General features: G+C 65.2%; 16 protein-coding genes and 1 other RNA gene. 3 read left to right on the top strand and 14 right to left on the bottom strand.

All coding sequences use genetic code 11. From position 1 onward, the window contains the following. Positions 1–25 precede the first annotated feature (25 nt). Positions 26–670 carry a glutathione binding-like protein gene (locus XH92_RS05895; protein WP_194458400.1) on the top strand — a complete coding sequence of 215 codons (645 nt, stop codon included), beginning with the start codon at positions 26–28 and terminating at the stop codon, positions 668–670. Positions 671–910: 240 nt separating this feature from the next. On the opposite strand, the gene XH92_RS05890 is transcribed toward XH92_RS05895, so the two are convergent. From XH92_RS05890 to XH92_RS05855, 8 genes are all read right to left on the bottom strand, one after another. Then, on the bottom strand, positions 911–1,387 hold the full coding sequence (locus XH92_RS05890; RefSeq protein WP_194458399.1) for a hypothetical protein: 477 nt from the start codon (positions 1,385–1,387) through the stop codon (positions 911–913). 157 nt (positions 1,388–1,544) lie between these two features. Next, positions 1,545–2,012, bottom strand: coding sequence for a nuclear transport factor 2 family protein (locus XH92_RS05885; RefSeq protein WP_194458398.1), 468 nt, complete (start codon positions 2,010–2,012; stop codon positions 1,545–1,547). A gap of 80 nt (positions 2,013–2,092) precedes the next feature. Continuing rightward, positions 2,093–2,542 (bottom strand): tol-pal system-associated acyl-CoA thioesterase, encoded by a 450-nt coding sequence (gene ybgC, locus XH92_RS05880; RefSeq protein WP_050629733.1) that lies wholly within the window; start codon positions 2,540–2,542, stop codon positions 2,093–2,095. Positions 2,543–2,616: 74 nt separating this feature from the next. Further along, complete coding sequence (locus XH92_RS05875) at positions 2,617–3,534, bottom strand: metallophosphoesterase (protein WP_194458397.1); 918 nt, start codon at positions 3,532–3,534, stop codon at positions 2,617–2,619. Between the two features lie 227 nt (positions 3,535–3,761). Then, positions 3,762–4,811 carry a Holliday junction branch migration DNA helicase RuvB gene (ruvB, locus tag XH92_RS05870; RefSeq protein ID WP_194458396.1) on the bottom strand — a complete coding sequence of 350 codons (1,050 nt, stop codon included), beginning with the start codon at positions 4,809–4,811 and terminating at the stop codon, positions 3,762–3,764. Next, positions 4,808–5,425 carry a Holliday junction branch migration protein RuvA gene (gene ruvA, locus XH92_RS05865; RefSeq protein ID WP_176533597.1) on the bottom strand — a complete coding sequence of 206 codons (618 nt, stop codon included), beginning with the start codon at positions 5,423–5,425 and terminating at the stop codon, positions 4,808–4,810. Before ruvA ends, ruvB begins: the two co-directional genes overlap by 4 nt. Next, the gene (gene ruvC / locus XH92_RS05860) at positions 5,422–5,949 is read right to left on the bottom strand and encodes a crossover junction endodeoxyribonuclease RuvC (RefSeq protein WP_194458395.1); all 528 of its coding nucleotides are present in this window, start codon (positions 5,947–5,949) and stop codon (positions 5,422–5,424) included. The genes ruvA and ruvC overlap by 4 nt, the downstream gene beginning before the upstream one ends. 180 nt (positions 5,950–6,129) lie before the next feature. Beyond that, positions 6,130–6,876 carry a YebC/PmpR family DNA-binding transcriptional regulator gene (locus tag XH92_RS05855; protein ID WP_194458394.1) on the bottom strand — a complete coding sequence of 249 codons (747 nt, stop codon included), beginning with the start codon at positions 6,874–6,876 and terminating at the stop codon, positions 6,130–6,132. 210 nt (positions 6,877–7,086) lie between these two features. Here XH92_RS05855 and XH92_RS05850 point away from each other — a divergent pair, with 210 nt between their 5' ends. Together XH92_RS05850 and XH92_RS05845 are read left to right on the top strand one after the other, a co-directional pair. Beyond that, the gene (locus tag XH92_RS05850) at positions 7,087–8,844 is read left to right on the top strand and encodes a methyl-accepting chemotaxis protein (RefSeq protein WP_194458393.1); all 1,758 of its coding nucleotides are present in this window, start codon (positions 7,087–7,089) and stop codon (positions 8,842–8,844) included. Positions 8,845–9,075: 231 nt separating this feature from the next. Further along, a complete protein-coding gene (locus XH92_RS05845) occupies positions 9,076–10,500 on the top strand; it encodes a methyl-accepting chemotaxis protein (protein WP_194458392.1) in 1,425 nt (474 codons plus the stop codon). Positions 10,501–10,731: 231 nt separating this feature from the next. Here the strand turns inward: XH92_RS05845 and XH92_RS05840 are convergent, their stop codons facing one another. The 6 genes from XH92_RS05840 to XH92_RS05815 form a co-directional block, all read right to left on the bottom strand. After that, the gene (locus XH92_RS05840) at positions 10,732–11,253 is read right to left on the bottom strand and encodes a hypothetical protein (RefSeq protein ID WP_194458391.1); all 522 of its coding nucleotides are present in this window, start codon (positions 11,251–11,253) and stop codon (positions 10,732–10,734) included. 27 nt (positions 11,254–11,280) lie between these two features. Beyond that, on the bottom strand, positions 11,281–12,105 hold the full coding sequence (locus XH92_RS05835) for a TIGR00282 family metallophosphoesterase (protein ID WP_194458390.1): 825 nt from the start codon (positions 12,103–12,105) through the stop codon (positions 11,281–11,283). Positions 12,106–12,107: 2 nt separating this feature from the next. After that, entirely contained in the window at positions 12,108–12,686 is a 579-nt protein-coding gene (locus XH92_RS05830; protein WP_194458389.1) for a 5-formyltetrahydrofolate cyclo-ligase, read from the bottom strand. Between the two features lie 199 nt (positions 12,687–12,885). Beyond that, positions 12,886–13,046: non-coding RNA, 6S RNA (gene ssrS / locus XH92_RS05825), on the bottom strand. 250 nt (positions 13,047–13,296) lie between these two features. Beyond that, positions 13,297–13,680 (bottom strand): cell division protein ZapA, encoded by a 384-nt coding sequence (locus tag XH92_RS05820; protein WP_194458388.1) that lies wholly within the window; start codon positions 13,678–13,680, stop codon positions 13,297–13,299. Next, positions 13,677–13,997, bottom strand: coding sequence for a DUF4164 domain-containing protein (locus tag XH92_RS05815; protein ID WP_194458387.1), 321 nt, complete (start codon positions 13,995–13,997; stop codon positions 13,677–13,679). Before XH92_RS05815 ends, XH92_RS05820 begins: the two co-directional genes overlap by 4 nt. Positions 13,998–14,307: the final 310 nt, after the last annotated feature.

Here is a 14,307-nt window from a genome sequence, read left to right as displayed (position 1 = left end):
GCCAGACCCGCCCCAAGGAGGCACCATGGACCTTTATTTCTCGCCGCTCGCCTGCTCGATGGCGACCCGCGTCGCGCTGTACGAAGCGGGCCAGCCGGCCAATTATCTCGAGGTCGATCCGAAGACCAAACAGGTGCGCAACGACGGCACCGACTTCAACAAGGTCAACCCGCTCGGGCTGGTGCCGACGCTGCGCACCGACGATGGCGTCGTGCTGACCGAGAACGCGGCGATCCTGCAATATGTCGCCGACCAGTTCCCGCGGGCCGGCCTCGGCACCGCGTCGAATGCCGAGCGTTCGAAGCTGCATCAATGGCTGTGCTTCATCGGCACCGAGCTGCACAAGGGCCTGTTCCTGCCGCTGCTCGACAAGAAGGCGCCGCCGGAGGCCAAGACCTACGCGCTGGAGAAATACGTCTCGCGGCTCGACTATGTCGAGGACCACCTGAAGGGCCGCGACTATCTGCTCGATCATTTCAGCGTCGCCGACGCCTATCTCGTCACGGTGATCAACTGGACCATGGCGACGCCGCCGATCGAGCTCGCGAAATGGCCGGCGCTGAAGGCCTATTACGAGCGCCTGCGCACCCGGCCGTCGGTCGCGAAAGCGGTCGCGGAAGAGTTCGAGCTCTACAAGGCCGAGATCGCCCGCCACAAGGCAGCGGCGTAGGATGCAATAAAGTGGCGGCCCCCGAGCGCGGGGCCGTCCACCCTTCGAGACTCACTCCGCTCGCACCTCCAGCGACAAAGGCGAAGCCTTTGCGCGGGGGTGACTGAGCGAAAATCTGCGCGCTTAACGCTAGCTGAACACTCAATCTCATGCCCGTCATGCTGAGGAGCGCGGAACGCGCGTCTCGAAGCACGACGGCCCGGCTCGCGCCTCGCCTTCAGCGCAGACCCGACGCCGCAGTCAGCAGCCCCGGCAGATCGAGAGCTTCCGGGTATCGAGCTCCCCACTGACAGGCTTCCCGGTGCGATCGAGCGGCGTATCAGTAAAGACCGGCATGAACTTCTTCCACTGATCGTAGTATTCCGCCGGCAAGGTGTAGGGTTGGCAGTCGGTAATCGCTCGGAGCGCGCTCTGTTGATAGGCCCGAGCCGATTCTGACGTTGCTGAATTGCTCCCCGAAGACAAGACGGGTTGCCCATCCAGCTTGCCTTCTCGCGTCAGCTCGATCATGACCTCGGCCTTCATGCTCGCGGTATCGCCCGCGGCGCGCACAGGTTTCCGCCAACACCTCTCGACTTGATGTCTGAATATGGGCCCCCAGGTCTCGGGCCCGCGCATCTTGTCTTTCGCTGCGCTTGGCTGGATCGGGAAAACGATGAAGGCAATCGCGAAGAAGAAGCCTGCGAGCGCGATGGCGGCGGAACGTTCAATCGGCATGTAGTGGGTCCGGCGGAAGCGGTGAGGTTGCAGCGCGGACCAGCATAAACCAGTCCTCGTCGAGACCCGCAAACGCTTTCTGTAGCCCGGATGAAGCGAAGCGAAATCCGGGCTATGCACCTTAGCATGTGTCGTCCCGGCGAAGGCCGGACGACGACTAGAATGGCTCCTGCCCCAGCCCGGGCACATCGGCCGGACGCGGACCGGGCGCGGGCCAGTGGAAACGGCGGTCCTTCTCCGCGATCGCGATGTCGTTGATCGAGGCCTCGCGCCGGCGCATCAGGCCGTGCTCGTCGAACTCCCACTGCTCGTTGCCGTAGGAGCGGAACCAGTTGCCGGCGGCATCGTGCCATTCGTACTGGAAGCGCACCGCGATGCGGTTGCCGTCGAACGCCCAGAGATCCTTGATCAGGCGATACTCCAGCTCCTTTTCCCATTTGCGGGTCAGGAAGGCCACGATCGCCTCGCGGCCGGCAAACACCTCCGACCGATTGCGCCAGCGGCTGTCCTCGGTATAGGCGCCGGCAACCCGAACCGGGTCGCGCGAATTCCAGGCATCCTCCGCCATGCGCGCCTTCTGCGCGGCGGTCTCGCGGGTGAAAGGCGGCAGCGGCGGGCGTGACATCGGCGATCCCTCATTGTTCAGAGCGCAAATCTATCGCCGCGCCGCGCAGAGTCGATGGGGCGTTTCCTATCGGCCAATAGTTAAGCCAGATCGGCCTTCATTAATGCGCGGATGGACTTCGGAATCGGCTGTGCACGGCCACCGCTGACGAAGGCGACGCGCACCTGCGCCTTCACAAGCACGTCATCGCCGCGCCTGACCTCCTGCGCCAGCATGATGGAGGCGCCCTTCACCGCGATCGGCCAGGTCACGACGTCGAGCATGTCGTCCATCCGCGCGGGCTTGAGGAAGTCCAGCGTCATCGAGCGCACGACAAAGGCGAAGCCGCCGGTCTCCTCTTGCGCCTCCTCGAACAGCGCGTTCTGTTCGGCGCCCATCAACCGGAGATGATTGGTGCGCCCGCGCTCCATGAAGCGCAGGTAATTGGCGTGGTAGACGATGCCGGAAAAATCGGTGTCTTCGTAGTAGACACGGACCTGCATATGGTGTCGGCCATCGCGGATCGCGCCGTCGATATGGGGTAAGGTCAATTGCGGCCCCTCGATTGCCCTCGGAACTGGAACGACAATCGTTTTGCGCAAATTGCTTGATCACGCAAGCGCGGTCAGGACACCACCGGCCCTTTCGCGCCGAGCGTCACCTGCACGATCTCGGGCGGCACGCCGAGGCGGAACGGCATGATGCTGCAGCCGAGGCCGCCGGAGACGACGACGTCGCATTTCAGCTTGATATGGCCATAGGCGAGCCGCATGCCGTGCTTGACCGGCACCGCCGGCGACCAGCCGAGCAGCCGGATCTGGCCGCCATGGGTGTGGCCGGACAGCTGCAGCGCGACGCGCGAGGACACGCGGAGCGCGACGTCGGGCTCGTGCGCCAGCAGGATCACCGGCGCATCATCGGTGACTTTTGCCAGCGTCCCGTTGAGATCGTCGACGCCGATGCGCCTGATCTCGCGATAGCGCCGCGCCGCCATAAAGGCGAGCTGGTCACCGAGACCGGCGAGCCAGAACGGGCGGCCGTCCTTGACGAGCCGCACCGCGTCGTTCTCGTAGACCGGGATGCCCGCGCGCTCCAGCGCACGGCGCGCGACCGGTGTGCCCTGCCCAAGGCGCTGCACCGTCTTGTCTTCCCAGTAATCGTGATTGCCGAGCACGGCATGGACGCCGAGCGGCGCCTTCAGGTCCTTGAGCACCGCGGCCCATTCGGATGCCGGAATGAAGCGGGTGACGTGGCGCAGCCCCGCGACATAGTCGCCGAGCAGCACGACGATGTCGGGGTTCAGCCCATTGGTCCGCTCGACGATCTCGGCGATGCGATCGAGCGACATCCAAGGATCGCAGGCGTGAATGTCGGCGAGCGCTACGATCTTCAGCGGAAAGTCCGCCGGCCATTGCCGCGGCGACAGGTCGTAACGCGTCAGCGTGAGGCGGACGACCGGCTCGCTCAGACCATAGGCCGCGGTCGAGGCGGTGGCGGCGGTCAATCCGCCGAACCCGCGTAGTAAATGACGACGTGAAATCATGGACGTGTGACCGGTGATGCCTGATCCATGATAGGCCCTTTGATTGGAGCGAAATTGGGCCACGTTTGTGCAGACAAGCTGCAGAGACTTCGCAATGGTTAGCGGGCAAGGTTACCGTCGGCCGTGACGCGCCGCATCAACACGTCTCTTCACGTCTTCGAGAGCGAGACCTTTGTTTGGGCATGATCTTCTCCGGAAAACCGCTTCGCACTTTTCCGGATCATGCCTCAGTCCTCGTCGCCATTGCCGCCGAACAGGCCGAACTGCGAGGGATCGCGGTTCGGCTCGGCGAGGCCGAGATGGCGGAAGGCGTGCGAGGTCAGCAGCCGGCCGCGCGGGGTGCGCTGCAGATAGCCGCACTGGATCAGATAAGGCTCGATGATGTCCTCGATCGCATCGCGCGGCTCCGACAGCGCCGCCGCCATGGTCTCGACGCCGACCGGACCGCCGCCATAGTTCAAGGCGATGGTGGAGAGATAACGCCGGTCCATCGCGTCTAACCCGGCGCTGTCGACCTCGAGCGCGCTCAGCGCCCGGTCGGCGATGCCGCGATCGATGGCGTCGGCATCCGCGGCGGAGGCAAAGTCGCGCACCCGGCGCAGCAGGCGCCCGGCGATCCGCGGCGTGCCGCGGGCGCGGCGCGCGATCTCGTTGGCGCCATCAGCGCTCATGCCGATATTGAGCACACGGGCGCCGCGGGTGACGATCTTCTCCAGCTCTTCCACGGTGTAGAAATTGAGCCGGATCGGAATGCCGAAGCGGTCGCGCAGCGGATTGGTGAGCAGGCCCGCGCGCGTCGTCGCGCCGACCAGGGTGAATTTCGACAGCTCGATCTTCACCGAGCGCGCTGCGGGACCTTCGCCGATGATCAGATCGAGCTGAAAATCCTCCATCGCGGGATAGAGCACTTCCTCGACCGCTGGGCTCAGGCGATGGATCTCGTCGATGAACAGCACATCGCGCTCTTCCAGATTGGTGAGCAGCGCCGCGAGGTCGCCGGCCTTGGCGATCACGGGACCGGAGGTGGCACGGAAGCCGACGCCGAGCTCGCGCGCGACAATCTGCGCCAGCGTGGTCTTGCCGAGGCCGGGGGGACCGACGAACAGCACGTGATCGAGCGCCTCGCCGCGCTTCTTGGCGGCCTCGATGAAGATCGAGAGGTTCTTGCGCGCCTGGGCCTGGCCGACGAATTCCGTCAGCGACTGCGGACGCAGCGCAGTGTCGCCGACATCGTCGGAGCGGCGTTCGGGCGAGACCATGCGCGAGGGCGTGTTCACTTCGACAATTCCTTCAGGCCCAGCCGGATCAGCTGCGCGGTCTCGGCCTTCTCGCCGGCACTGCGCGAGGCGGCGGCGATGGCGGCGGCCGCCTGCGGCTGGCCGTAGCCGAGATTGACCAGCGCGGAGATCGCATCAGTGACCGGACGCGGCGCGCGGTTATTGTCAATCGCGCCGGACAGATGCACCACCGCCGGATCGACGTCGGCAAAGCCCGGCGCCTTGTCCTTCAATTCGCTGACGATGCGCTCGGCGACCTTCGGCCCGACCCCCGGCGTGCGCGCCACCGCCGCCTTGTCGCGCAGCGCGATGGCGTTGGCGAGATCGGTCGGCGGCAACGTGCCGAGCACCGCAAGCGCGACCTTGGCGCCGACGCCCTGCACGGTCTGCAGCAGGCGAAACCATTCGCGCTCGAGATCCGAGCGGAAGCCGAACAGTTTTATTTGATCCTCGCGGACATAGGTCTCGATCGAGAGCACCGCCGCGCCGCCCGGCTGTGGCAGCGCCTGCAAGGTGCGGCTCGCGCAATGCACCTGATAACCGACGCCGCCGACGTCGAGGATCACATAATCCTCGCCATAGGAATCGATCAGGCCCTTCAGCTTGCCGATCATAGGTTCGCCACCCGAAGCCGCAGCGCGGTGCTCTGGCGGTGATGGGCGTGGGTGATCGCAATCGCGAGCGCGTCGGCGGCGTCGGCGGACGGCGGCTCGGCTTTCGGCAGCAGGATCTTCAGCATCACCTGGATCTGATTCTTCTCGGCATGACCGGCGCCGACCACGGTCTTCTTGACCTGGTTCGGCGCGTATTCGGCGACCGAGATACCGAACATTGCGGGCGCCAGCATGGCGACGCCGCGGGCCTGGCCGAGCTTCAGCGTGGCAACGCCGTCCTTGTTGACAAAGGTCTGCTCGACCGCGGCTTCCGCCGGCCGGTAGTCGCCGAGCACGGCGGCCAGCCCCTCATGGATCGCGAGCAGCCGGCTCGCCAGAGGCAGATCGTCCGGTGGCTCGACCGAACCGCAGCCGATATAGACCAGACGGTTGCCCTCGGTCTCGATCACACCCCAGCCGGTGCGGCGGAGACCCGGATCGATACCGATGATGCGGACGGGAGAGCGAATCGGCTGCGATGTCATGGGGAAGTGATACCGCCTGCGCCGGGAGAACGAAACACAAACGGCGCGGTCATACCCGGGAAAGCACAACACCTACAGTCGTCATGCGCGGGCTTGACCCGCGCATCCATCGATTAAGAAAGCGCTTTTGCTTTTGATGGATTGCCGGGTCAAGCCCGGCAATGACGGCCGAGCAAACCGTCAACCGCCCATCTTCGCGAGCAGCGCGTCGGAGACCTCGAAATTGGCGTACACGTTCTGCACGTCGTCGTGCTCGTTGAGCAGGTCCATCAGCTTGAGCAGCTTTTCGCCGGTTTCGTCGTCGACCGCGACGGTGTTCTGCGGCTTCCAGGTCAGCGCCGCCTTGCGCGGCTCGCCGAACTTCGCTTCCAGCGCCTTTGCCACTTCGCGGAAGGTGTCCTGCGAGGCGTAGACCTCGTGGCCAGCTTCGCTCGAGACGACATCGTCGGCACCGGCCTCGATCGCGGCGTCCAGCATGGCGTCGTCGGAGGCGACCTTGGCGTCGTACTCGATGATGCCGGTGCGGTCGAACATGAAGGCGACCGAGCCGGTTTCGCCGAGATTGCCGCCCGACTTGGTGAAGAAGGAGCGGATGTCGGAGGCGGCGCGGTTGCGGTTGTCGGTCAGCGCTTCGACGATCACGGCGACACCGCCGGGGCCGTAGCCCTCGTAGCGGATCTCGTCATAGTTCTCGCCCTCATTGCCCGCGGCCTTCTTGATGGCGCGGTCGATATTGTCCTTGGGCATGTTCTCGGCGCGGGCTGCGACCACGGCAGCGCGCAGCCGCGGGTTCATCGCCGGGTCCGGGGTGCCGAGCTTGGCCGCGACGGTGATTTCGCGGGCCAGCTTGCCGAAAAGCTTCGACTTCTGGGCATCCTGCCGGCCCTTGCGGTGCATGATGTTCTTGAATTGGGAATGGCCGGCCATGCGACGTCTCTTCGAGCGTAGGGTCTGAACAGGGGTGGAAAACGCGGCCTTATAGGCCCCTGGCGGTCAAAATCAAAGGTCGGCAGGGGCCGTCCGGCAGGGGAATACTACCGCAAGCCGGAATATGAGGCACTTGTTAACCATGACTTCACGCCCGGATGCGAGGATCGCCCGTCCCGCCGCAACTTCCAACAGCCCCATAGAGCCCCCATGGCGTTCGGTTTGTTTCGAAAGCAAGTGCCGGAGCCGGCTGCGCCCGCTGGCGCGCCGCAGGTTCCAACCGCGGCTGATGTCTCGACCGAGACTGATTCGGCCAAGGATTCGTCGAAGGAAATCCTGGAATTGCTGGAACTCGAGCTCGGCGCGATGATCCGCCAGCTCGAGCGCGCCGCAGGCTCGGTGGCCGACGGCGCCGAGGCGACGGCCGCCAAGCTTGCGACCATCCGCGCCCGTACCGACGCGCTGACCGGCCGCAGCAGCGACGCGCAGAGTACCGCGACGACGTTCTCCGAGGCCGCCGACCGCTTCACCCATTCCGCCGAAGGTATCGGCGCGCAGGTGCGCAGCGCGAGCCAGCTCGCCGATGATGCCGCGGCCGCTGCGCGCGAGGCCACCGCCAATGTCGATCGCCTGCGCGAATCCTCGGCCGCGATCGGCAACGTCGTCAATCTGATCGCGCAGATCGCGCGGCAGACCACGCTGCTCGCGCTCAACTCGACCATTGAGGCGGCGCGCGCCGGCGCCGCCGGCAAGGGTTTTGCGGTGGTCGCCACCGAGGTCAAGGCGCTCGCCGTGCAGACCCAGAGCGCGACCGAGGAGATCACCCGCAAGATCGAGGCGTTGCAGAAGGACGCCACCGGATCGGCGGATGCGGTCCACCGCATCTCGCAGGCGATCGAAGCGATCCGGCCGGTGTTCGAGAACGTCAACGGCGCGGTCGCCGAGCAGAACCAGATCACCGGCGAGATGGGCCAGAACGCGGCCTCCGCCTCCCATTTCATCGTCTCGGTCGGCACCAGCGCCGGCGAGATCGACAGTGCGACGCGCGAAGCCGCCGCGCATGGCGACAATGTCGCCAAGGCCGGCAAGGCGGTGACCGCCTTCGCCCAGAAGCTGAAGGCGCGCTGCGCGGTGCTGCTGCGCCAGGACGAGCGCTGCGATCCGCGCAAGAACGAGCGGCTGCCCTGCAGCCTCAAGATCGAGATCACGACCGCGCGCGGCATCGTCACCGCGCCGGTCTACGAGATCGCGATGGACGGCATCCTGATCGGCGGGCCCGATGCCGAGAGGCTGCCGGCCCATGAGACCCTGAGCGCGACCTTGCGGGATATCGGCGCCTGCCGGATCAGGATCGGCGACCGCTCCAAGGCAGGCAGCCAGGCCCGCTTCGAGGCCGCGACCGCCGAATTGCGCGAAAAGATCGAAGACCGGATGTGGGCGATCCACGAGGAGAACGCCGAGCTCGTCACCCGCGCGATGGAAGCCGGCCGCGCGCTGAGCAGACTGTTCGAGGACGGACTGGCAGGCGGCGCGATCACGATCGCGGACATGTTCGACACCGGCTATGTCGAGATACCGGGCACCAATCCGGTGCAATACCGCACCAGAATGCTGGACTGGGCGGATCGCGCGCTGCCCGCCTCGCTCGAGGCATTCCTCGCCAGGGACAACCGCCTGGCGTTCTGCGCGACGGTCGACCGCAACGGCTATCTGCCGGTCCACAACAAGATCTACTCGCAGCCGCAGCGGCCGGGCGACGTCGCCTACAACACCGCCAATTGCCGCAATCGTCGTATCTTCAACGATCCCGCGGGCCTCGCCGCCGCGCACAATGAGCGCGCCTATCTGGTGCAAAGCTATGCGCGCGACATGGGCAACGGCACCACCGTGATGATGCGCGAGATCGACGTGCCGATCCGCGTGCGCGGCCGGCACTGGGGCGCCTTCCGCACCGCCTACAAGCTCTGAACGCTTCGTAGCCCGGATGCAGCCAACGGGTCGCGCGAATGCGCGCCCGATGACAGGCTCCGCGTAATCCGGGACCAGTGTGCACGCGAACGAGAACCCCGGATTTCGCTGCGCCGCATCCGGGCTACGCACTGCGCGCTCAGGCAAGACCGGCGGCCCGAATCACGCTTTGAATCGGAATGGGGAATGCTGCGGCGGCGCGACGGCCTGCCGTAACGGAGGAAACGTGACATGTCGGCTGCGCAGCTTGCAGTGCTGGATACATCATCGAACCGGACGCTGGCCGAACGGCTGGTCGACCAGCTTGCCGACCGGATCGGCGGCCTCGGGGTCGAGCTTGCCGACATCGCCGGCAACGTCCAGGAGGTCGCCAACCGCGTCAGCAGCCAGTCGGACCGGTTCCATCATCTGCAGCAGACCGCCGAGACGATGGTCTCGGCCAATCACGACATCGCCAACGCATCGCAGGCGGTGCAAACGACCGCATCCGCCGCGGTCGGCCAGATCGCGGAATCGCGGAGCGCGGTCGAGACGGCGGTCAGCCATATCGCGGAGCTCGTCGCGGCGGTGGGCCGGATCGAGGCGCGGCTCGCCGCGGTCGGCTCCGCACTGAGCCAGGTCGCCAAGGTCTCCGGTTCGATCGAGGCAATCGCCAAGCAGACCAATCTGCTGGCGCTCAACGCCACCATCGAGGCCGCGCGCGCCGGCGATGCCGGCCGCGGCTTTGCCGTGGTCGCGAGCGAGGTGAAGAACCTTGCGGAAGCAACGCGCCAGGCGACGCATCAGATTTCCGACACCGTGCGCGATCTCGACGGCCAGATCGGCAGCCTGATCGGCGAGAGCAGCGATGCCTCGCTGCGCGCGAAAAGCGCCGGCGAAGGCGCCCAGCAGATATCTAGCATCATCGTGCGCGTGCAGGAGGGCTTTTCATCGGTCGGCGCCGAGATCGGCAGCGTGGCGCGCGCCGCGACCTCCAATCTCGGTCACTGCGACACCGTGATCGCGGAGCTGAACGAGCTCGCAAAGGGCGTCGACCTCTCCTCGCGCGACCTCAAGCACGCCGACGGCCGCGTCGCGAAGCTGCTCGAGCTCTCCGAGAGCCTGATCGTGACCATCGCCGACAGCGGCGTCGAGACCAGCGATGCGCCGCTGATCCGCGTCGTGATCGACACCGCAAGACAGATCTCGGAGCTGTTCGAGAATGCCGTCGCACGCGGCGAGATCACGCTCGCGCAGTTGATGGACGAGAATTATCGCGAGATCGCCGGCACCAATCCGAAGCAATACCTGACCGACTATGTCAGCTTCACCGACCGCGTGCTGCCCGCGATCCAGGATCCGATCCAGAAGACCGATCCGCGCATCGTGTTCTGCGTCGCCTGGGCGCGGAGCGGCTATCTGCCGACCCACAATCCGAACTACCGGCTGCCGCAGGGACCGGACCCGGTGTGGAACAACGCCAATTGCCGCAACCGCCGGCTGTTCAACGACCGCGCGGTGAGCAAGGTCGCGGCCAACACCAAGCCGTTCCTTCTGCAGACCTATCGCCGCGACATGGGCGGCGGTAATTTCGTGCTGATGAAGGATCTGTCGTCACCGATCATCGTCGGCGGCCGCCACTGGGGCGCATTCCGGATGGGATTCCGGCAAAGCTAGGCCAGCCCCCGGGCCGGCATTGCCAAAAAATGCAAAACAACCCCATGCACAGTAGCCGGCAGCTGCCGGCGCCCGGCATGGCGCTTGACACGTCGGGCAACTCAGACGTACTCTTCTATTATTCCGAAATAGTGCGAACCCCGGCACTGCGGGCTCGAGCCGTCCGCAGGACGAAATCAAAGGTCAGCGAGCTATCCGTCGCAGCCCTTCTTGATCTCGGCAGCCTTCGAATTAGGGCGCCAACCACTGATTTGGATCTCGCAGGGCGTCCAACACGAAGAAGCGGTTTTCCTTAGGGTGTTCTGCAAAATGATCCCGGCTCTCCCACGCCGCCTTCCACTCACCAGACGACGTAAGGGGCGTGAAGGTTAGATCATCATTTTGTCGATAGACACGCCATATCGGCAATTCTGATGCGACCCCACTGTCGAGAAACGCGGCAACGAAGCCAGGATGCCAGCTCGTGTCCATTCCTATTGATGCGAGCGGCCCACTCTCGCTAATCGACACCATTCCCCACGGTCTTTGAGGACCGTGGCCTTCATTGCAATAGGCCAACGCCAAGTCCCAGCTGCGGTCCTCGAATGCAGTCCAGCACGGATATTGCTGCGCTGACGAGCCATAGTCCCAGTCCCTCATGACGGCATGCGGTTCGACTAACCGCTGTCTGATGAAGGCCACGGTGGCCTCATGATCAATTGTTGCAAGCTCGGTCTCGATAAGTCCCTTCAGCCACTTCGCCGAGACACTCATATCGTGATCACCAATCCGCAATATTGATCAGGTCCAAAACCCCGGCACGGTGGGCTCGAGCCGCCCGCCGGCGCGCACCGGCGCGACCTTGACCGCAAGCCCGGTCGCATCGTCGGTCTCGACCGCGACGCCGCTCAGCGTCGCAACGCCTCCGGCTGGCTCGAAACGGCCGGAAGGAATGCCGGTGAGGAAGCGCTGCAGCGGCTCCTCCTTCTGCATGCCGATCACCGAATCATAGTCGCCGGTCATGCCGGCATCGCTCATATAGGCAGTGCCGCCGGGCAGCACCTGATGATCGGCGGTCGGCACATGGGTATGGGTCCCGACCACGAGGCTGACGCGGCCGTCGCAGAAGAAGCCGACGCCCTGCTTCTCGGAGGTAGCCTCGGCATGGAAATCGAGCACGATGGCGTCACAGCCCTCGCGCAACGGGCAGGCCTCGAGCTCGCGCTCGATCGCGCTGAACGGATCGTTCGAGGACGGCTCCATGAAGACGCGGCCGATCGCGTTGATGATCAGCGCGCGCTTGCCGCTCTTGGTGTCGACCAGCGTGGCGCCGCGGCCCGGCGAATGGCGCGGGAAATTCAACGGCCGGATCAGGCGCGGCGCACGCTCGATGAACACCAGCGCCTCCTTCTGATTCCAGGCGTGGTTGCCGAGCGTGATCGCGTCGGCGCCGGCATCGAGCAGCTCCTGATAGATCGCCTCGGTGATGCCGAAGCCGCCGGCGGCGTTCTCGCCATTGACGACGACGAGATCGAGCGACCAGTCTCTGATCATGCCGGGAAGATGGTCTGATATGGCGGTGCGGCCGGTCCTGCCGACGACGTCACCAACGAAGAGAATACGCAAGGCTAGCTACTCCGGAAATCGAACGTCTTGCGCTCCGTTAGCACATAATCGAGCGGGACGTCGTGGGACAGCGCCGGAATGGCCTTGGTTTCCTGTGCAGCAAAGGCGACCCCCACCCCGATCACATGCTTGGCCTTGCGCAGATGCGCAAAGGTATAGTCGTAATAGCCGGCGCCATAGCCGATGCGGTGGCCGAGCTTATCGAATGCCGCGAGCGGCACCAGCATGACGTCGGGATGCACCTCGGCGGCGGCCGGCGACGGCTCGGGAATGCCGAGCGGCCCGAGCATCAGCCGGTCCTGCGGCGACCAGCTGCGGAACGTCAGCGACTGGCCGCGCGCATTGATGCAGGGCAGCGCAAGCCGCGCACCCTTGTCCGCCAGCTTCTTCAACAACGGCGTCGGATCGATCTCGCTGCGGATCGGCGCATAGCCCGAGATGATCATGCCTTGCGTGATCTCGAACGGCGCGCCGCGCTTGGCGAGCGCTTCGGCAGCCGTCGCGCGCTGCTCATCGCTCAGCGCGTCGCGCTTGGCGAGGGCAAGCGCCCGAAGCTCGGCCTTCGATGGAGCTGCGTGCATGATCCATCTTCCGCTGTCATCGTCCGCAAAACGCGAACGAGCCGGCACTCCAGAAACGCTAGCATTCGTTTGACCAGGCCGCGGCGCACTGGACGCCCCGCGAGAGCCTGCCAGCGGGCGAGCCGATGACGAGACCCGTTGCGGGGAAACTGCTAATCAAACCGCCGCAGCGCGACGACAAGGCAACAGCAAAAATCAGTGCGAAGCCGCAGAGGCCGTTGAAGCACTCGATCCCGGAGTTCCCTACGAAAGTAGGTGGGCACCATATGTCCGGGTCCACGGACCCGGCCAGGGACAGTTCCCTAAAGGATCGATAAGGCCCCGGGGATATATGGCTCCTGACGCACGACGCAGCTTCGCGGGGGCTAATCTAGCTATCGTTGTCGCAATTCGCCAGCGGTAAGGAAGACGCAGAGCTCATGCTTTCCCTTCACCCTCCCCTGGAGGGGGAGGGTCGGCTCACAATGAGCGAAGCGAATGTGAGACGGGGTGGGGTGATCTCTCAACACGGGCGGTCCACAGGTGGAGAGACTTTCACCCCACCCCGTATCGCATCTTGCTTCGCGCGATGCGATACGACCCTCCCCCTCCAGGGGAGGGTGGAGCAAGATCACCCGATCGCGATGCCGCCGCCGATGGTGCGGTTGAGCACCTGCGTGGTGCGCTCGATCCGCTCGGCGGCGGCGTTGAGCGCGTTGGAGACCGCGGTCTGGGTGGCGCGGGCGCGGTCGGTGGCGGCCGTGCGGGCGTTGCGCAGCTGTTCGATCTCTTCCTCGAGGCTGCGGATGCGCGCGCCCGCATCGACCAATTCGTCGCAGGCGGTGAGCGCCGCCATCACGGTGAGCCTGGCATCGCCGATCTCGCCGAACTTGCCGCGCAGGGATTCGACGCGCTGCTGGAGATTTTCCGCGAGCTTCAACAGCCGCACCTCCTGGCCCTCCTCGCAGGCCATCCGGTATTGCCGGCCATTGATGGTGACGTTGATGTGGCTCATCTGCCTTCTCCGCCATCGAGCACGGCGCGAATGGTGCCGATCGCCGCGTCGAGCTTTTCTGCGATGTCGCGATTGACGCGCTCGAGCTTGCGCGTCTTCACCAGCGATCCGTCGAGCTCGTCGGCAAGCCGTGAGCGATCGGCGCCGAGCGCCTGGATCCGCGCCGCCAGTTCGTTCTCGTCGCGGTCGGCCTCGCGGCGGCGCTCGACCGAGCTCTCCAGCGCATCGAGCGCGGCCATCAGCCGCTTTGTCGCAGCATCGATATCGGCAAGCGGTGCCTCGGTATTGCCAGACCCGTTGGCGAGACGATCACTCATGACACGCGGTGTGGACCCTTCTAGTCGGTCGGCTGGGTAGCCTGCTGGAGACAGGCCTGCCTCACGGCAAAAGCGGCGGTTCGGCAAGCGTTTAGCGGACGAAATTTACGTGGCAAGCGAGGGAAGCGCAACGGCGGCGCAGAACTATGCACCGTTCAATGAAATTGGGCCGTTTTGGGCAACTTTTCCCCGTTTTGGGGCGTTTCATCGCCTTGGACTTGCGGAATTGAGGTGCTAATCCACCCTCCAACCCGTAAGGCCTCCCACGCGCGCATCGCGGCTGCCCGCCCCGATACGTCCAGCAATCAGC

The organism is Bradyrhizobium sp. CCBAU 53421 (assembly GCF_015291625.1).
Taxonomy (GTDB): domain Bacteria; phylum Pseudomonadota; class Alphaproteobacteria; order Rhizobiales; family Xanthobacteraceae; genus Bradyrhizobium.
This window is presented reverse-complemented; position numbering and strand designations above follow the sequence as displayed.